12 protein-coding genes and 1 tRNA gene are annotated in these 19,168 nt (G+C 56.6%); 4 read left to right on the forward strand and 9 right to left on the reverse strand.

What is annotated here, in order from left to right:
- The first annotated feature begins 162 nt into the window (after positions 1–162).
- Both NZK35_RS06225 and NZK35_RS06230 read left to right on the forward strand, forming a co-directional pair.
- Positions 163–2,367, forward strand: coding sequence for an efflux RND transporter permease subunit (locus tag NZK35_RS06225; RefSeq protein ID WP_259631731.1), 2,205 nt, complete (start codon positions 163–165; stop codon positions 2,365–2,367).
- A 213-nt stretch (positions 2,368–2,580) separates the two neighbouring features.
- Positions 2,581–5,739: an error-prone DNA polymerase gene (locus tag NZK35_RS06230; protein ID WP_259631732.1), complete on the forward strand. Its 3,159-nt coding sequence runs from the start codon at positions 2,581–2,583 to the stop codon at positions 5,737–5,739.
- 28 nt (positions 5,740–5,767) lie between these two features.
- Here NZK35_RS06230 and NZK35_RS06235 read toward each other — a convergent pair whose 3' ends face one another.
- Both NZK35_RS06235 and lpxB read right to left on the reverse strand, forming a co-directional pair.
- Complete coding sequence (locus NZK35_RS06235; RefSeq protein WP_259631733.1) at positions 5,768–6,559, reverse strand: hypothetical protein; 792 nt, start codon at positions 6,557–6,559, stop codon at positions 5,768–5,770.
- A 377-nt stretch (positions 6,560–6,936) separates the two neighbouring features.
- A complete protein-coding gene (gene lpxB / locus NZK35_RS06240) occupies positions 6,937–8,280 on the reverse strand; it encodes a lipid-A-disaccharide synthase (protein WP_259631734.1) in 1,344 nt (447 codons plus the stop codon).
- A 492-nt stretch (positions 8,281–8,772) separates the two neighbouring features.
- On the opposite strand from lpxB, the gene NZK35_RS06245 reads away from it, so the two are divergent.
- Together NZK35_RS06245 and NZK35_RS06250 are read left to right on the forward strand one after the other, a co-directional pair.
- Positions 8,773–8,845 (forward strand) — tRNA-Asn (locus tag NZK35_RS06245).
- Between the two features lie 253 nt (positions 8,846–9,098).
- A complete protein-coding gene (locus NZK35_RS06250) occupies positions 9,099–10,346 on the forward strand; it encodes a tyrosine-type recombinase/integrase (RefSeq protein ID WP_259631735.1) in 1,248 nt (415 codons plus the stop codon).
- Between the two features lie 178 nt (positions 10,347–10,524).
- Here the strand turns inward: NZK35_RS06250 and NZK35_RS06255 are convergent, their stop codons facing one another.
- The 7 genes from NZK35_RS06255 to NZK35_RS06285 are packed head-to-tail and all read right to left on the reverse strand — an operon-like array spanning position 10,525 to position 18,778.
- Complete coding sequence (locus NZK35_RS06255; RefSeq protein WP_259631736.1) at positions 10,525–11,850, reverse strand: hypothetical protein; 1,326 nt, start codon at positions 11,848–11,850, stop codon at positions 10,525–10,527.
- Complete coding sequence (locus NZK35_RS06260) at positions 11,840–12,457, reverse strand: hypothetical protein (RefSeq protein ID WP_259631737.1); 618 nt, start codon at positions 12,455–12,457, stop codon at positions 11,840–11,842. Before NZK35_RS06260 ends, NZK35_RS06255 begins: the two co-directional genes overlap by 11 nt.
- A gap of 24 nt (positions 12,458–12,481) precedes the next feature.
- Positions 12,482–13,387 (reverse strand): hypothetical protein, encoded by a 906-nt coding sequence (locus NZK35_RS06265; RefSeq protein WP_259631738.1) that lies wholly within the window; start codon positions 13,385–13,387, stop codon positions 12,482–12,484.
- Positions 13,384–15,018 (reverse strand): type IV secretion system DNA-binding domain-containing protein, encoded by a 1,635-nt coding sequence (locus tag NZK35_RS06270; protein WP_259631739.1) that lies wholly within the window; start codon positions 15,016–15,018, stop codon positions 13,384–13,386. The genes NZK35_RS06265 and NZK35_RS06270 overlap by 4 nt, the downstream gene beginning before the upstream one ends.
- 1 nt (position 15,019) lies before the next feature.
- The gene (locus tag NZK35_RS06275; protein WP_259631740.1) at positions 15,020–15,748 is read right to left on the reverse strand and encodes a hypothetical protein; all 729 of its coding nucleotides are present in this window, start codon (positions 15,746–15,748) and stop codon (positions 15,020–15,022) included.
- Positions 15,745–18,438 carry a MobF family relaxase gene (gene mobF, locus NZK35_RS06280; protein WP_259631741.1) on the reverse strand — a complete coding sequence of 898 codons (2,694 nt, stop codon included), beginning with the start codon at positions 18,436–18,438 and terminating at the stop codon, positions 15,745–15,747. Before mobF ends, NZK35_RS06275 begins: the two co-directional genes overlap by 4 nt.
- Before the next feature lies 1 nt (position 18,439).
- Positions 18,440–18,778, reverse strand: a complete 339-nt coding sequence (locus tag NZK35_RS06285; protein ID WP_259631742.1) for a hypothetical protein — start codon at positions 18,776–18,778, stop codon at positions 18,440–18,442.
- Positions 18,779–19,168: the final 390 nt, after the last annotated feature.

Below are 19,168 nucleotides of genomic sequence, written 5' to 3' on the forward strand. Positions count from 1 at the left end.
TGTCGCTGCTTTGCAGCGACCGGAAATCGCCTGCAGGCTGGACACCAACAATGCTGAATCCCTCTTTCCTGATGCCCGTGCCCATCATCACGGGCGCACAAGTGTTCCGTCGCCAACATTCGTTTACATCCTTTCGCCCAGTCCACTTTCTGACCCCGCGCCATGCGTTTGACTCTCTTTCGTCGCAGTCTGATCGCGCTGGGGTTGATTCTCCTCCTCGCACCGCTGGTCGTCGTGGGGGCCGGCCGCAGTTTGGAGGCGATGTTCAACTCGCCGGTCATGTGGATTCCGCCGGACAGCGAAGGCCGACGCCAGTTTTTCCAGTTCGTCAACGACTTCCGCACGCACGACGTCATCCTGGTCTCCTGGCAGGGCTGCACCGTCGACGACCCGCGGTTGGATCGATTTGCCGACGCGCTGTCGCGCGCCGATGGCGGACACGCCGGTGTCCATCCCGAGGCACTGTTTGATCGAGTCCTGTCCGGCCGCGAGTCGGTCGCGGCACTGCAATCGCCGCCGCTGGAACTGAGCCGCCGGCAAGCGATCGAGCGTCTCCGCGGTTCGTTGATCGGCCCTGGCGATGTGAGTTGCGCGATAGCAGTGTTGACGGCTAACGGGGCGGTCCGCCGCGATTCGGCGATCAACATGATCCGGTCTGTGTTACAAAACGATCTCGAACTCTCCGCCCATCAGTACCACCTGGGTGGAACCCCCGTGATCGGCCAAGCGATCGATGACGCGAGTGTGGATTCGATGCTCTGGCTTTCGCTTCCGTCGACTGCAGTGATCGTTCTACTCTGCTGTCTGTTCCTGCGTTCCTGGCGAATGATCCTGTTGGTTTTGGGTGTCGGGTTCTTTGGCGAACAACTGGCGATCTCGCTGGTCCACTTCACCGGACGCAACATGAACGCGGTGTTCGTGGTGATGTCGCCACTGGTGTTTGTTCTTTCGGCATCGACCGGCATTCATCTGTGCAACTACTACCGCGACGAAGTCAACGCGCGCGGTATCGCCGGCGCGGCAGAACGGATGTTGGAGATCGGCTGGAAACCGTGTCTGCTGTCGGCGACGACAACGGCCGCAGGACTGCTGTCCCTGTTGGTCAGCGAGATCTCGGCGGTCCGGCAATTCGCGTTGATTTCGGCAGGGTGTGTTTTATTGACCACGCTGCTGATGTTGCTGACGCTTCCCGGCGTGCTGCAACGTTGGCCCCAGACGAGGCGGGACCGGTCAGGCTGGACGGCAACGTCGTTGGCCGGGTTGGCATCCGTCGTGGTCCGGCACCGCTCACCGATTGCCGTCGCCGGCCTCTCAATCATGACGCTCGCGGCGCTCGGGCTGACTCGACTGCGGACCACCGTCGACGTGTTCGATCTGCTGACGGCCGACCATCCGGTCATCCAAGATCACCGCTGGTTGGAATCCGAGGTTGTGCCGTTGATCCCGGTGGAGACGGTGGTCCGATTTGAGGCCACGTCGTCGTTGACGTTGTTCGACCGACTGCGGCTGATCCGCGAGATCCACTCCTCCGCGGCCAGGCAACCGCCGGCTCGCGGCGCGACGTCGGCGCTGACGTTTTTGCCATCGTTGCCGACATCCAATAGCTTGCGCGCTTCGATCCGGCGGAGCGTGATCGCGAAACGGTTCCAACGTGATCGCGTCCGGTTGGCGGATTTGGGTTACTTGCGTGAAACAGCGGACGCACAGCTCTGGCGGATCACCACGCGTGTGCCTGCATTTGAACACGTCGACGCGTCGACATATCTGCTCGAATTGATTGCCGCGCATGAAGCGGTCATCGATCGAGGCTCGGTCGACCGCCAGGATGTCGCAGTGACGGTCACGGGCGTGATGCCGGTGATCGAGAGCGCTCAACAGATGTTGCTCAAGGACTTGATCGGCAGCTTTTTTACGGCGATGCTGGTCATCGGCGCGGTCATCATCGTCGCGCTTGGTAGCCTGCGTCTCGGTCTGGTCGCCATGATTCCCAACGTGTTCCCGATCTGCGTGCTGTTCGGCCTGATGGGATGGCTGGACCAACCATTGGATATTGGGGTGATGATGACGGCCAGCGTCGCATTGGGAATCGCGGTCGACGACACCGTCCATTTCCTGCTTTATTGCCGTCGCGAAACGTCCAGCGGCACTCCGCCGGCAGATGCGGTCGCCAAAACGATCAAGCACTGCGGCAGCGCGATCACGCAAACCACGATCGTTTGTGGATTGGGAATGCTCGTGTTCGCACTCAGCGACTTTGAACCGACCCGTCGATTCGCCTGGATGATGTTCTTGCTACTGACCGCAGCCCTGGTCGCCGACCTGATGTTGTTGCCGGCACTGCTGTGCAGCCGTCACGTGAAAACCTAGCGTCTTATCAAGGACGAAAAGTGGGCTAAGCTTCCAGCTTGCCGTCTCATTTCACTGGTCAAACGCAAGCTGGAAGCTTACGCCACTTTAACCATTCTGTCGTTCCGCCATCGAAAACCCTTTCTCAACAAGCACCATTGACCACCGCGCGAACACCGTCTCCAGGCCGGCACGGTCGTTGCCCCAACGCCGCCGGGCGTCTACCGTTGCGTCATGCGATACGTCGAACTCCACTGCAAAAGCAATTTTTCGTTCCTCTGCGGGGCTTCGCATCCAGACGAACTCGTCACGCGGGCGGCCGAGCTCGGGTATGACGCCCTCGCGCTGACCGATTCCGAAACCCTCGCCGGTGTGGTGCGTGGATTCGGCGCCGCGCGGGACCTGGATTTCAAGTACATTGTCGGTGCCGAAGTTCACCCGATCGATGCGCCGTCCATGGTCCTCTGGCCGACCGATCGGGCCGCTTATGGACGCCTCTGCCAACTGCTTTCACGCGGTCGTCTGCGGTGCGAGAAAGGGCAATGCGAGTTGAGCTGGTCCGATATCGTCGAACTCAGCGAAGGCTTGATCGCTGGAGCGTTTTCCTCGGCCAGCGAACTTGCCCGCGGCGACGATTCCGCAGCGGCGGACAACGATCCGGGCCAAGCACGCCCCGGGCTGAATCTCGAATTCCTCCGCGGCGATTTTCGACAACAGTTTGGTGATTCGGCCTACTTGCTGTGTTCGCTCCATCATGGCGTCGACGACCGCGCGACGATCAAGCAAATGCACACGTTGTCGCTGCAGTCCGGGGTGCCCCTGGTCGCCTCCGGAGACGTGCACTACCACACCGCCGATCGAATGTTGATGCACGACTGCGTGACCGCCATCCGCAACGGCACGACCATCGACCAAGTGCACGAACAGCGTTTCGCCAACAGCCAGCACCATCTCCGTCCGCTCGCGGAAATCGCGGAACTATTTCGTGACGTTCCCGAAGCCATCGAACGCACCCTGCAAATCGCCCGGCGGTGCACGTTCAGTTTGGACGAGTTGCGGTACGAGTATCCGCAAGAGATCGCTCCGCCAGGCATGACGCTTCTGGAGCACCTGAAACGGCTGACCTGGGAAGGTGCCAAACAGCGTTGGCCCGGCGCGGTGCCCGATCGCGTGATTGAACTTCTCAAGCACGAATTCGAACTGATCGCGGAGTTGCGTTACGAAGCCTATTTCTTGACCGTTTGGGACATGGTTCGCTTCGCCCGCAGCCGAGATATTTTGTGCCAGGGCCGCGGCAGCGCCGCCAATTCAACCGTTTGTTATTGCCTGGGAATCACCAACGTCGACCCCAGTCAAACCGACTTGCTGTTCGAGCGATTCATCAGCCGTGAACGCAACGAAGCACCCGACATCGACGTCGACTTTGAACACCAACGGCGCGAGGAGGTGTTGCAGTATCTGTACGAAAAATACGGCCGGGACCGGGCGGGCATGACGGCCACCGTCACGACCTACCGCAGCAAGAGCGCGATCCGCGAAGTCGGAAAGGCACTCGGATTGTCGGCCGATCTGATCGATTCGCTGTCCAAGATCGCCGGCAGCTATCGCAGCGACGATGCGTTACCGACCGGCATGGCCGAATGCGGCCTGGATCCGGAATCCCCGATCGGACAGCGATTCGGCTATCTCGTTCGCACCTTGGTCGGGTTCCCGCGTCACCTCTCCCAGCACGTCGGGGGCATGGTGATGTCGGCCGGTCGGCTCTGTGAATTGTGTCCGATCGAAAATGCCGCCATGCCGGGGCGAACGGTGATCCAGTGGGACAAGGACGACCTGGATGAATTGGGGATCCTCAAAGTCGACGTGCTCGCCCTCGGGATGTTGTCCGCGATCCATCGTTGTTTTGACTTGGTGGCCGATCACTATGGCGAGACCTGGTCGCTTTCCACGCTGCCACACGGTGACAAACCGACCTACGACATGATCTGTCGAGCCGACACGATGGGCGTCTTTCAGATCGAAAGCCGCGCCCAAATGAGCATGCTGCCACGTTTGCGACCACGTTGTTTCTATGACTTGGTGATCGAAGTCGCGATCGTGCGACCAGGCCCGATTCAAGGCGACATGGTTCACCCGTTCTTGAAAGCCCGCGACAATCCCGATGCCGTCGTTTACCCCAACGACGCGATCCGTGATGTTCTCAAACGAACCCTCGGCGTCCCGATCTTTCAAGAACAAGCGATGCGGTTGGCCGTCGTCGCGGCGGGATTCACCCCCGGCGAGGCCGACCAACTGCGCCGCGCAATGGCCGCGTGGAGGCGCCCCGGCGTGATCGACACGTTCCGGATCAAGTTGCTCGACGGAATGAAGGCCAACGGTTTGACCGGCAAATTTGCCGAGCAGGTGTTCAACCAGATACGCGGCTTCGGCGAATACGGTTTCCCCGAATCACATGCCGCCAGTTTCGCGCTGCTGGTCTATGCCTCGTGCTACTTGAAATGCCACTATCCGGCCGCCTTCTGCTGCGCACTGCTCAACAGCCAGCCGATGGGGTTTTATGCACCGGCACAGTTGATCCACGATGCCAAGCAGCACGGCGTGCAAGTTCGTTCGGTCGATGTCAACCAAAGCGATTGGGAATCGACACTTGAGCCCGACCCCAATCGCAGCGGCCCGGCAATCCGCTTGGGGCTGGGCACGGTCCGCGGGTTGCGCGTCGATGCCGCCGAAGCACTCGTCGCGGCGCGTCAGCAATCCGGGCCGTTTCGCGACATCGCCGATCTTGCCCGACGCGCCGGGATCGGCCAGGCGGTGATCTCGCTGCTCGCCGATGCCGACGCCTTGTCGAGCATCGCGGGAGACCGCCGCGCCGCCATCTGGCAATCGCTCGGTCAATCCAACAAGCCCGGCGCCGCGCCGCTGTTGGATGCCGTGGATGACGACGACGAACTGCCAGAAGACCTGGTTCCGATGTCACCGCTGGAAGAAGTCTACGCGGACTACAACACGACGGGGCTGAGTCTGAAGGCCCATCCGATGTCATTCGCCCGCGACGAACTCCAGCGGGTCCGCTGCGTGACCGCCGCACAACTTCCCGAACTTCGCGACGGCCGCCACGTCCGCGTCGCCGGCTTGGTGTTGATGCGGCAGCGGCCCAGCACCGCCAAAGGCATCACCTTCGTCACGTTGGAAGACGAGACGGGGTCGATCAACCTGGTGATTTTCCCCCAGGTCTGGCAGCGATTTTTCAAAGTCGCCAAGACCAGCAATGCCTGGCTCGTCGACGGAAAACTGGAAAACCGCAGCGGCGTCATCCACGTGATCACCGGCCGCATCACCGATCTCTCCTCACAGGTCAGCGGTCTGCAGCTCCGCACCCGCGATTTCCGCTAAGCTTCGCCGCACGACTCGCCGGCGTTCACTACAACACCGACTCGGCAACGATCCGGTCACGGTACGGCAAACACGTTTCGATGTACCACTCCGCCGTGCCTCGATCCTTGTGGATCATGTACTCCAGCACAATCCGAAGCTTGTACGCTTTCTCCGTGTGGTCGGTCGCCAACACCACTTCCGCCTTCTGGCGACCATAATGGCTAAAGACACGCACCGGCCGCCACAGCACCCATTCTTGATCGACAGGATACTTGACCAGATCGGTGACCGTGGAGCTGTCCTCGTCTCCCGGAGGCGAAACCTCTTCGCCACGCTCCCGGGCTTCCTTCATTTTACGCTCCATCTTTAACCGCTCCAGCTCGTAGGTTTCTTCCAGCGGCATCGTCTTCAAGTAACGATTGACGTAACTCTTCTGAAGCTCCTTGGCGTAGATCTCGTTTCCGCTGCTGGCCACCCGCACGAACTGGCGTGCAAAGTATTCGGCCTGGCCGCCCAACGTGTTACGCTTGAGCGAGTAGCGACCGACACCCCAGGTGCCAAACAGCACGGCCAACACGATCGCGATCCGCGCCGCTGTCGTGCCAACCGGCAAGGACTGCGAATCGCTTTTCCGCAGCGCGAACATGCCGAACAACACCGCTGCGATCGCAAACCCGACCATCGGTAGTGCCACGATCGTGAACCCGCTCAACAGCGACAACAACAGCGCGACGAAGCCGGAGATTCTCAGCGGAGCATCATCAACATCGGCTTCATAGCCCGCCTCGCTGCTCATCACAGCACCGAGGGTACGCGGTGGAGTCGTTTCGGTCGTCATCGGGATGAAAAGATCAATGCGGTGGGGAAATTCGGCAAGACCCGGAGGCCGGCCGGCCTGTTGATGGAAGCCCGCATGCGTCAGCAAGGGGCAGCACGTCGCCCCTCGATTTCGCATTCGGGCGAACACGCTCGCGCTGATTGGGGCGGATCGATTGAATCAACGGGCCGGCTGGCCTGGCCGGACGGACAGTCACAGTCGAAACAGTACGGTTTCCAGCGGCAACCGGTTTGCCCACAACACCCAATTATTCGCAAAAAAAGGCCGGCCACCACCGTGGGATAGGCTGCCAGCCTGTCAAAACGGAAGCAAAGAGATCCGTGGGTACGCCTGGCTATCGGTGGGGGGATCCGATGCGGTGATACCGGAGAAAACGACTACGCCACCCGCTTCGGCAATTCAGCCATACTGTCCTGCGGCAACAGTTCCAGAATCTTCGCCGCGGCGCGGTCGCTCGCCCCCGGCTTGGCGTACCGATCCTGTAATTCTGCCAACTGCCGATGTTTTGTTGCCAGATAATCGGCGTCGTTCAACATGCGGCCGACCGTCGCCACTAAAAAATCCCTCGCCTTGGCAGGGTGGCCGACCGAGACGATTTCGGGGAAGACGCGTTCGTTACTGCTTCCCGGGGCCGAGCGGCCTGTTGATGTAAGCCCGCACGCGTGAGCAAGGGACCACGCGCCGCCCCTCGCTGGCGTGTCCGGCTGACAGGATCGCGTTGAATTCGGAGGATCGACTAAATCAACAGGCCGCGAGTCTTCCGGCATCAAATTCGGTAGTGTCATGCTGTCGACTTTGACGACGCATTTCCCAAAGGCGTACAGGAATCGGCCGACGCGATAGATCACTGCGGCGGGGGTTTGGCGGGCCATCAACTCCAAACTGACCGAACCGCTGACCATCATCGCGCACGCGGCATGTTCGACGACCTCGCTGGTCGCTCCCAGATAAAAATCGATCGGCAGCGGCTTGCCCGATTGATCCGCGGCGGCCTTCGCGGTCGCCTGGCAAAACTCGAAATGCTTTTCTCGATACGCGGCGACGGCAAACCTTGCCTGCGGGTTGGCCGCCGACAACTCGGCGATCGCATCAAGCATCACCGGCCAATTCCGATGGACTTCATGAGTCCGCGAGCCCGGCAGCACTGCCACGGTTTGCGATTCCGTCGCCGCCGACCGCAGGGTTTGCAGCAGCGCGGTGTCCAGGGTTGATTCGCTGACGGCGTCGAAAAACGGGTGGCCGACGTAGCTGGTGGGGATCCCGTGGCCGGTGAAAAACTGTTCCTCGATCGGCAGCACGGCCAACACGTGATCGACCGTCGCCTTCATCTTTTTAACCCGCCAGGCGCCCCAGGCCCACAATTGTGGGGGACAGAAATAAATCACCGGGATGCCGTACTTCTTTGCCCGCTTGGCGATGTGCCAGTTGAACCCAGGGAAATCCACCAACACGACCGCGTCCACGTCTCCGGCGGCGAAAATCGCCTCGGCTTGATCGGCGAACCGGAAGAATTCCCGCAGCTTGGGCAGGACCTCCAGAATCCCGACGACGGCGTGTTCGGTCAGGTCCAAGTCCACGGTGCAACCGGCCCGACGCATCTCCTGGCCACCAAAACCACGCACGTGCAGTTCCGGTTCACGGGACTTCAGCGACTGAATCAACCGAGCCGCATGCTGATCACCACTGGGCTCACCGACCGAAAAGAAGATTGTCTTATTCATTCACCCCAGATAGTCCAAATCACCCCACCACGTCAACAGAACCCGCGCCGGCCACCGCCCGGATTCAAACCCGACGCAGGGCTGACGCACCAATGTCCAGGCAACTGTCCCCGCACAGCGCAGGTTGTGCCCTCTCCGACGCCACCCTCCCTGGCAGGGAGGGTGCCAGCGCAGCGAGGGGTGTACACATCAAGTCAAGAAGTCACCCTCCCGTGTGCGGGAGGGTCGAGCGTAGCGAGGGGAGGGTTTTCGCAGCCCTTCGGGGCAACGCTGTGATGCATTTCGGCGAATCGGGGCCTGATCGGGTGGCTGATTTAATTGGAAAGGCCGTCAAAACCGGATAGAAACCGAACCTGCCAACGATTTTGGGAGTCTCAGGCAAGAGATCTTGTCAGTGAAAAGTCGAGAAACTAAACTTCGCGACCCACCGGGAGAAAAGGCCCGGCGGTCCCGGCCGATCGCCCACCAAGGCACCCCGGCCGGACACACCAATCCCCTGTAGCTCAGTTGGTAGAGCAGGCGGCTGTTAACCGCCTTGTCGCAGGTTCGAGTCCTGCCGGGGGAGCTATTGCTACGAGTAAACCACTCGCGGCAAACTCCAAAACAGCAAAGGACTTAGAGCAATTCGCTCCGAGTCCTTTTTTTGTGTCTTTTTCCAATCAGTGACATTTCAGTGACATCGTTGCAAACGCGTTGCATCGATGTTGCCTTGTTCCGCTCCTGATTGCCGCCCCGTTGGATACCCGTTGGAACGTCGTCGATAGTCGGCTTGCTGGGACCGCTTGTACCTTGAATTCAACGTACCCGAGGAACCCGAAATGGCATCACTCCAACAAGATCCGGGCGGCAATTTCCACGTCACCTTCCGATTCGGCGGCGCCCGGTTCAAGCGTTCACTGAAAACGAAGAAGCGGCGCCAAGCACAAGCCGCCAGTTTCCGGCTCGAAGAGAATATTGCGCTCATTGAATCCGGACGGCTTGAGCTGCCCGACGGCGCCGACATCCCCACGTTCCTTCTCTCCGACGGCAAGCTCAACGGCAAGCCACAAACGACTACACTCCGGCTCGGTGACCTGCTCTCAACCTACACCTCGTCGATTCCCAGCGACGCACTCGAACCAACCACCCTCAAGACGATCGGGCTCCACACCCGACATATCGTCCGCATCTTGGGTTCGCGGAAGACACTTCACTCAATCTCCACAAAAGACCTGCAAAACTATATCACCACACGATCGAAGGAACCCGGCATAAACGGCTTCGTGTCCGCCGGAACGATCCGCAAAGAAATCGCCACCTTCGGTTCCCTTTGGAACTGGGCACTCTCCCAAAACCACGTCACCGGAGTCTTTCCGAAACGCGGCCTGATGTTTCCAAAGGTCACTGAAAAGCCACCATTCCAAACCTGGAAGCAGATCGAACGGCAAATCGCAGTCGGGCGTCTTTCCGATGCGGAATCGTCTGAGCTTTGGCACAGCCTGTACCTGGACACCACTCAAGTCGACGAGTTGCTCGAGCACATCCGAGTAACAGCGGAATATCCGTTCCTCTATCCGATGTGCGTCTTCGCCGCGCACACTGGCGTCCGACGAAGCGAATTTTGCCGATCCCAGATCGCCGACTTCGATCTGGAGAATCGAACCGTCGTCGTCCGCGAGCGAAAGAGAGCCAGAAGCAAACGCACCACACGAATCGTCCCACTAACACCGAAACTGACCGAAGTCATGAGCACGTGGTTAGAGGAAAAGGAGCAAAGCCCCCACACGTTCCCTGAAGACCACCGCGTCGTTCGAAATCGCAAGCTCCAACGCGAAGAGGGATGCGTGCAACCAGAGGAAGCGAGCCATCATCTCAACCAAGTCCTATCAGGCAGTAAATGGAAAACTGTTCCAGGCTGGCATACACTCCGCCACAGCTTCATCAGCAACTGTGCGACCAAGGGAATCGACCAACGATTCATTGACGCCTGGGTAGGCCATCAAACCGAAGAACAACGCCGCCGCTACCGCCACCTCTTCCCTGACAAACAGCAATCGGCATTGGACTCGGTTTTTCAAACTCAATAGAAAACGAGAATTACGCGACACACATTTCGCAGCAACTGCGCCGCTGCTGGTATGGACCATCGAATGATCAACGCCTGGGTCGGCCTCTCGACCGACGAAATGCGGAGACGCTACCGACACCTGTTCCTATCCAAAGAACAGAAGGCACTGGAAATCGCCTTTGGGTACACTGAAGACGCTACGGCTTGAGCATTCCGAGTTCAATCAGCAACTGGCCATGTTCCCGTAGAATCCTCTGAGCTTCAACGGCCGGATTAACCTTCTCGCCGTCGATGTTGACGAAGTTCGCGGGAAGCATATAGGCGTTGATGGAAGCGATTCCCCATGTTGGACGGTCGTTTTCACCCTGCGCAACATCGACGAAGACGCGAAGGCCAGACTTTGACGGCTCAAATGGCGACACTCCGGCGACATGATTCGATAGCAGTTTGAGTGACATCGGTCCTTTCTCGAGCGCATTGCCGGTGTGGTGCCATCCATCAGTACAAAACGGAGCAAGCAGTCTCTTGACATGTGGGCTTTGAAGGTATTTCTTGATGCGTTCCTGTCCCGCGTCAACGGTGAGTAGAGAGGACTCCGTTTCAATCATCCGTTTTTCGTTCGAGGCAACTGTTTGTTGCTTTCTCAATTCCGCCTTTTCGACCTCAATCTTGGCCTCCTTAACGTCAAACTCAGCTTCTTTGACCTCAAATTCTTTTAGCATCAACAATCGGGAGAGTTCCGCGATTCGGCTCATGGCATCTGTTTCCGTATCAAACCGATTTTTCTTAGCGTCAAACACCGACTGAAATCGTCGCTCAGCGCTTTGGTCGAGTGCTTCTTGTTCCGCCCTGGTCTCGACTGCTGCCAGTTGCACCGCCATTTTCGCAAGTACCTTCCTTTTTGCTTGCTGAAGGGTGGGGTAGGAAGACCAATCCACTGTCGGATCAAATTCCGCTTCTGCAGTTGCAATGATTGCAAGCCGAGAGATCACCCGTTCGTACATTTCATTGATCCAAGAAACCTCTTGTTCGACTATCGCAGCAGTCGGGTTGGTTTCGGGATCGAAGACACCTTGAGTAGAGGGTTGGTAATCTTCAAGTGCTTCGATCGCTTTCGAGAGCCTGTCGTGACGAATCTTGAGCGCTCCATCGGAAATGGAAATTGTGTCTGTATCAAACTGAATGAGCGCGGCGACCGACCGATCCGAAGTTGCCATGTATCGCCCAACATCGTTGGATTCAATCTCGCGCATCTTCGACTGCAGTTCGCGTGAAAGGCTGAGCAAATCCTTTCCGTTGGCCTCAGTCGTAGGGATTGCGATCCGATCCCTCGCTTCCATTGCCAGCTTCTTCATCCCAGACAATCCTGGCGACTCAATCTTCAGCGCTGCTTGAACTTGTCGCTTCGCGATATAGTCCCTGTACCGTTGATGTTCTTTGGGGTCGCTGTCTTGTCCTATTACAATTGCTGCTTGGAAAACCGCAGCAAAAAGACAGCAAGTTACACGGATGTCAATCAGCATCAATCTGACCTTTCGAAAACGAGTCATACTTCTCTCCGAACTTCCTGAGTCGTTCAAGTTGGTTATTAACTTCCCGAATAGATTGTTCTATGTCCGAGACAAGTCGTAGTGCCTGAAACGACGCATCTTTCGTGGTACTGTCGCTCAGCGTGCTGACGCTACGATCGATATTGCTTTCCAAATTTGCCTGCTCCACGGCGAAAGCCACTCGCCATTTCGAAATCGCGTCATACTCATCCAGCAATTTCGTATTACCTTGGTCGTGTACGAAATCGTAGATAGACGTGGGTGTACGGCTTTCTCCGTCCTTCGACCAATGATGATCTGCCCCAAAGATTCGTTTCGCCTCGCCATCGAAGTCCGCCAGCGCAGTTCGCAGTTGCAAGACCAACTCGTTACCTGTGACCGCGGTCTCGACCGTTTCGTGAATGACCGCGGCTGGTCCGAATTCATTTTGCTGCACTGCGCCGGCTACATACATGTAGTTGAACACCAGCCAAGAAATTGTGAACGCCGCCACAATTGGGATCAGCAGGATCAGCATGACGACAAGCGGTCGCTGATATGGCTTGAGTGGACCGTATTCCGTTTCAAACACTTTGTTCACAACACCACCTGCCTGGGAGCGTCCCTATCGTGCCGAAAAGAGGATAGATCGAAACAACATTGCCATTTTATTGGCTAACGGTTTCCCGTGGTAGATTGGGGCGATTCTTGAAAATTCCGATTCGACCGCATTCACGTCCGTTTCGCATCCAAGCTCACAAAAAGCTTCGGCGCAGATCCGGTAAAAGTTTGCGACGACAGTCGCAACACGGTCCGGGCGATCTCGGACTCCAAATAGTTCTGCAATCGCCTGTGACCCTCCGCCGAAGATCATCTCAGCACCATTAAGGCAAACGGCCAAATTGCCCAAGTCAGACAGAAAAGCGATCGGAACATTTGGCTGCCCGGTTGCGAAACCGATCCCGCCTAACATCAGGACGTAGCCATTCTCGCCTTCAACAGGAACCTTCGAGTAGAGCGGATGACCGACAGCGATGAAGCTGAGAGATTCCGCAGTATCTGAGTGAACGCAGACCCTCAAGCGCCTCCGGTCGGCAATAACCGAGTATCGGCGTGATGTAAATTCAAGAAGAAGACCTCGGAATTCGCGTCTTGTGACGGGAATTCCTCGCGTATCTCCATCCTGCCAGGGCAGCATGATGGAGACGACAAACTGGCCACGACGTATCTCCTGGAAATCAATCCCAAGCTCCAAACATAGTTGCTTGATCGCTTCGGCCCGATCAGGATTTTTAATACGAGGAAGTTGACCGTCGCCTCGCTCAAGCCCCTCTAAAACCTGGTCGTACAGGCTCTTTCGGGTACGGTCAGCGAGCACCGACACGATGGTATCCATCACTGCAGTGTCCAAGTCAAAAGAACCTGCTCGACCTTCCGCGATTTCAGCCAGCCTTTGTTTCACGGCGGCCAGCGAGACAGGGTGCGGCACATGCGGCAAGTCGATGAGGTTGTACAGCGACCGGAATTTCATAAGATTTCCTCATCGTCAGAATCGCCATCGAATTCATCGTCCGCGTCTAAATCGATCAGCTCACCTTCGAGCGAGCCAAGGCGTAGTCCAGGCCGTCCGGTTGTATCTTCAGGATCTTTGACGCTTGGCTTGGTGTTCAAGTCGAATCGCTGAAGGTCTTCAGCCCCCCAAACACACCGCTGCTGATCTGCGCTTGGCCGCGCAGAGAACGCCTCTGCCTCACATGATTCTTCGAAGAAAACGGCTTCCTTTGCCGCCTCCGAATCGAGGATCGCTTTGTTCCTCGTTCCAGGAACAGCAAACCAAGCCGGAACGCCACGAAACGGATTTCCCAACGGCAACTTATGAAATTCAACTGGCAATACGTTTGGTCGCATGCCAACCGACAATTGCATCGACCTAGACCATGTTGGCCCGTCGCGAGATTGCGTCTCCGATTCGGTTTTCGAAACATCAGGAATCTCGGCTTCCCCCATAAAATCCGAGGCCCATGTTCTCGTCTTTGGATTATCAATGTGGAGCAGTAATTGATTGGCACAAAGTCCAACCATTTCCCCTGCCTCGTGTTCCCCATACAGGCTGTAGAGTCCTTCGATGTCTTGAAACCCCAACACGACTCGTGCGCCTTTCGATCGACCCTCGGTCATCAATTGCCGTAGTCCGTGTAGTTTCCCGGCTTCTCGTATCTCATCAAGGAAAAACCAAGTCAGATCAATCGGCCGTTCATCACCGCGACCAAGCACCAATTGGGAGATGCGCCGGAGCAAGAGTCGATTGATGCGTTGCAGAGTTCTCTCCCGTCGCGGATCCGCTCCCAGCAACAGAATCCCAGAGCCGACATGCCATTGATCTAGCGAAAATTTCCGCTCGGCGCGGTGCCATAACGATGCCAAAGACTGAAACGGACGTGCGTAGGAGTGAAGCGTCGCAAGAATACTATTGCCGGTCCTATCGCCTCGATCACGGTCCAGTGGCTCGAGATATGCAGTCCATGTATCGCGGCCACTCGACGTTTTTGCGAGAACGGCGCGAAGGTAATCTAAGTTCACCAGCACTTCGACAACATCTCTCAATTCCCACAGGCGCGGCCGAATGTGATGAAACACTTCGATCACGTCCTGAACGATGATCCTAGCCGAATTGTCGAAGAAATGCGCACCCTCTCCATGAATTGGGTTCTCTGCCTTCGGTACGATCAATTCTGCAAGCTCTTCAATTTGCGCTGGCTCCGTGAAGTCAGCGGCGATGTCCCAGCTCGCTGATCGGCTGTCGAATGGGTGCGTGACAATAATCTGCGACTCGGGGATCTGCATCATCCGCAGGAAGGGAAACAGCTCCCTTTTGGGGTCATAGACAACGGCACGAAATTGCAGCCCACCTTCCTCGTAAGGTGCTGAAAGCAATGAACGCATGAAGTGCTTCAAAAGGATGGTCTTGCCGGAACCCGTCGACCCGACGATTGCCGTATGTGGCGCCATGTCGACGATGTTCGTTTCTGCGCCTGGCATCGGGAATACGACTTCTCGGAGAAAATCTCGCGCCACGACCTCCTCTCCATATTGGTCCTTCCAATGCAGAGAAGAGTTAAACAGATCCAACGCGGGATGATCTGGTTTGCTTCCAAGATTCATCTCAATTCAACCCACCCCCGCGCGGCGGAAACGGAAGCGAATATGGGTCAGAATCAGGCACGTCGCGTTTGTACGTGTGTTCGTATTCTCCGTCGAGTTCACGACGTGTAAATCGCAATAAACGGAATCCAATTGGTATCAGCAGCAACGAGAGCGTTGCCAGCGCGATCGAATGGGGAATAGCCTTTCGCTGCTCGATGGTTGCAAGTAATGAAGCAGTACGGACCACTCCGCTAGGCTCGAACGTTTCAGATACACGGTCGGATACCAGCACACCCGCAAGCGAGCCATTGAACTTCCCGTAGTCTCCAGGACGAATCATCCACCACATTGGGAAGAAGAGAATCGTACACATCACGCTTACAACCACGCCGGTTCCGACTCCATCGACAAATGACGGACGCCACTCATTTTCAAGTCGGTATCGACCGCCAAGGGAGGTCTTCGCCTCGATCAGCAATCCGGCAAGCAGAAACCAAACTTCCAGGCCATACAAAAGCACCGGGCCAAAGACGAAATCGAAAAAGCTGGCAGATGGGCTCAATGATAGGACAACACACGAGCGAATCACGCTTGCGATCAACCATGTGGAAAACGCCCCCGCCGACATCGCGCCAATGACACCTAGCTTTCTCGCCAGCACTGGATCCCGGATGACTTCTTGCCGCATAAGCAGAAGGACGCCGACTGCTGATAAGACCGCTAGGACTAAGGAAGGGATCCAAGTCATCTCGTATGCTCCTGAACGAGGACATTGCTTGTTGTTAGCTCGCGTTTCGACTCCTCCTGCTCATGACGTCGATTGTTCTGTTCTTCGATTATCCGTTCATGCTCGGACGCCAATACCTTTGATTGGTCGCGTTCAGTTTTACGCACCAGTCGATTGAGTTCCTCAACATCCTCTTCGACGGCGGATGCCTTGGCATAAACGAACGTGTCGTAGCGTGAACGTGTCAGCCCGACATAAGCCGACTGTCGATTCACCATGTCGTCGTCGAGCATCAGGAATGTCTTATCGACCGTCCTGCCCTGAGCTTTGTGCACCGTGGAAGCATAACCGAGCGACAATGCGTCTTCGGTTTTCAATTTTCCGGGCGTGACCGTGACCAATTCTCCAGAATCCAACTCCACGCCAATTCGCACAGCATGTGGGTTGATCGGATTGGCGATATATCGAATCGTTCCGGCGGACCCGTTCCAAACGCCAAGCTTTCGATCATTGACGTGAAATGTAACTCGATCTTCTGTTCGGTAAGTGACTCCGTTCCATGTGAATTTCGCTTCGCCAAGTTCTCCGCGGCGCCGCCGTTCGTCTTGAGCAGCCGTGTTCAGCCGGTCAACATCCTCGTTCTTCGAGGCCAGAATGATCGTCTCTGAAAGTGCCTCGGTTCGATCGCTCGACCATCGCTGAACCAGTTTTTCATGGCACTCCTGATCACCCTTTGTCAGGCAAAGTCGATCTTCATGCGCTAACGCTGATAATGCTCCCCGAAAATCTCCTTGGTTGGCGGATTCGACGACGCCTTTTAGCCAATCGCTTTTCTGCCTCACCGAGGTTGTTAGCTCAGAACCTTGCACCTGCTCGTGAATCTTCGCAAACGCACCCCCACATGCGACGCTGGGAAGCTGTCGTGTATCGCCAACAAGAACCACTCGAGCACCCGATTTTTCGGCGTGCTGCAGCAGATCCGCCAAATCCTTCGTCCCTACCATTGAAGCCTCGTCGACCACCAAAACAGTCTTTTTATCGAGCTTCATTTGGTCGTATTGATAGGTCTTCTGCCCAAAGAACGCTCGCACCAACATCTTTGCGTGGTGCTCCAATTTGCGAATTCGATCCGGTTCAAGCCGCATCAGTGTCATTCGAATCGTCTCGGATTCGATCCCTGCGCCCTTTGCCAACTCCTGCGCGGCAACTCCCGATTGTGCACATCCGACGACCTTGTAACCGTTGGCCTCCCAAGCCTCGCGCGCTGCCGCCAGCATCGTCGTCTTACCCGCCCCCGCGACTCCCCGAACAGTGTGCAGCTTCGATTTTTTCGTCGTCAACTCGACTATGGCATCCCGCTGTTGCTCATTTAGCAGATCGTACGTCGGCTGCTCAAATTTGAATCGCAGGCATTCTGGCATGTGTTCATCAACAAAGGCATTGACCGTACGCTTGGCCGCTCCCACCAATCCACCCGCAAGCACATTTTCGGTCGTGTACCGGTCCCCACGGACATTGCGATCAAGTGCAAGCTTTCCGGCGGCATCTAGTACACGTTTCTCGGAATCACGGATTTCCGCTGAAGTCAAATACTCTGTCTGCGTTGACGATAAAGTTCCGAGAGATTCGAGCCGTTCACCAGTTTTGATCGCGTCATCCAAAACATCGACAACTGTCTGCGCCTCGACTTTTCCCGTCTGCACCTTTTCCAGCATCGTCTTAAGGACTTGTCTCTTCTCGTGGACGCTGTCGACTTCGGCGAGTTCTCTTAGGGATTCGTCCAGCGTTTTTTCTGCCAATTCTCGCCCTGGTTCAGACCCCTGAGTGTGCTCACTCAGTGCATCGCGAATCGCTTCGGCACTCAACCCAAACTGCTTCGCATCTTCCTGCCATTGGGGAAACAGATCTTCTCTAGCCACATGCCCCTTCACGGAACGAGTTTTCAGCGTGGCCTGATCCAACTCCTTTGCGGAGGCGTTCTCGCCCGCGGAATCAAGAATGGCCTGTCGACGCTTCGAAAAGAAGTCGCGGGCTTCTTGACCGATTCCCTTGATCTCAAACCAATCTTTCACCGCCTCAAGCTCGAAGCCAATCTTCGTCAATCGACTGGCGAGCCCTGCCCGATAAAGTGCTCCCGCAACCATTTTGTGCTCGTACAGGATCTTGCTCTTGAGCGTCCGGCTCTCGTTCTCGCCGTAAATCCCAGCATTTGCGATCAAGCAATGTGTGTGGAGATTCGGATCGAGATCACGGCTTGTTCCATGCATGAAAGTCGCAATCACAGCGTCGGCTTTCTTGAGATCGCTTCCACCCTGGCCTGCACGCGCAAAAATGCAGTTGTCCTCAAGATATTCCAGTGCCGATATGACAGCCTTTTGCTGAGCCTGCTCGATCTGTTTTCGCAGATTGCTGTCAGCGAGACCCCAGGCAACGGAGACACTTTTTGGCGCCGAAAACGTTAGGTCCCAACCTGGTTGCCGGTTTTCTCTTCCCGCATTCTTGACCAGCCTCTCTCGACCGCCCGGTGCGAAACCATCAAGAACAGCGGCAAGGGATCGGTCATCGACCGTCCCAAGAAGGCCAAGCCTGGCCGCCCCGCGCCCGAGCCATTTGCCCGCGGGCTCGCCACCCTTGGTGTAGTAATCTTCCTTGGCCAGCTCCGTGTAATACTTGTACTGTCCGCTCGCCATTTTTGAGATTGAAGCAACCATATCAGCCGATAACCCCCTTTTTTCGAAGCAGACGGATTATATCCTCCGCCCGCTGGGGGTCATTAGAGAGATTGAGCAATACCAACTCCAATACAACGGACAGGCTTTTTCGTAGTTGGCGAACCTCTTCACGTAGGTCCCGGAGTTCTTCTCGACCGGTGGCCAATTGCTCCTGAAGTTGTTGCGACGGATCGGCACCCAGACCACGTTTGACCAACTCCTTGAGGACGTTCGTATTCACCCCACGCTCCTTTCGAGGCGAGTCGAAGTCCGGATACTGCCGCCGAATTTGCTCGACGACGTCTGCAGACAAACGCACGGAGTAGGCTGGTTCGGGCATGCTGTCGACACCAGGATTTGTATTCGACGGAAAACCAGATGACAGCGAGACTTACGAACCGGAAACCACGGTTTGTCGACTCGCCGCAGACACCAGTTTACAGGATTGCGGACAGCGCAACTTGTTTGCCAGCAAGGATTTTTTCGGCCTGTCTACAGATTTGTCGACAGCACCCCGTGCATCGGGTGTGAAAGGTCAATAGCCAAGAAGAAAATTATCCGGCCATCAACTCGCCAGCCATACGTTCTGACTCACCAGTTCTCTGGAAATCCTAGGCATTCATGCAACCAATCATTGAGCACCTCTAGCGAGACGATAATGTGATTCTTCCTCTCAGCTTGAGGCATCGATTCGAAGTCCCTCAACTCATTCCCGAAATAGTGCAACAGC

The organism is Stieleria sedimenti, from assembly GCF_025060895.1.
GTDB lineage: Bacteria > Planctomycetota > Planctomycetia > Pirellulales > Pirellulaceae > Stieleria > Stieleria sedimenti.

Bases quoted from the DNA above. Each gene is read 5' to 3' on its own strand.
- NZK35_RS06225 (WP_259631731.1), top strand. From the start codon at position 163: ATGCGTTTGACTCTCTTTCGTCGCAGTCTGATCGCGCTGGGGTTGATT.
- NZK35_RS06275 (WP_259631740.1), bottom strand. From the start codon at position 15,748: ATGACTTGGATCCCTTCCTTAGTCCTAGCGGTCTTATCAGCAGTCGGC.
- NZK35_RS06235 (WP_259631733.1), bottom strand. From the start codon at position 6,559: ATGACGACCGAAACGACTCCACCGCGTACCCTCGGTGCTGTGATGAGC.
- NZK35_RS06230 (WP_259631732.1), top strand. From the start codon at position 2,581: ATGCGATACGTCGAACTCCACTGCAAAAGCAATTTTTCGTTCCTCTGC.
- lpxB (WP_259631734.1), bottom strand. From the start codon at position 8,280: ATGAATAAGACAATCTTCTTTTCGGTCGGTGAGCCCAGTGGTGATCAG.
- mobF (WP_259631741.1), bottom strand. From the start codon at position 18,438: ATGGTTGCTTCAATCTCAAAAATGGCGAGCGGACAGTACAAGTATTAC.
- NZK35_RS06270 (WP_259631739.1), bottom strand. From the start codon at position 15,018: ATGAATCTTGGAAGCAAACCAGATCATCCCGCGTTGGATCTGTTTAAC.
- NZK35_RS06265 (WP_259631738.1), bottom strand. From the start codon at position 13,387: ATGAAATTCCGGTCGCTGTACAACCTCATCGACTTGCCGCATGTGCCG.
- NZK35_RS06285 (WP_259631742.1), bottom strand. From the start codon at position 18,778: ATGCCCGAACCAGCCTACTCCGTGCGTTTGTCTGCAGACGTCGTCGAG.
- NZK35_RS06250 (WP_259631735.1), top strand. From the start codon at position 9,099: ATGGCATCACTCCAACAAGATCCGGGCGGCAATTTCCACGTCACCTTC.
- NZK35_RS06255 (WP_259631736.1), bottom strand. From the start codon at position 11,850: ATGCTGATTGACATCCGTGTAACTTGCTGTCTTTTTGCTGCGGTTTTC.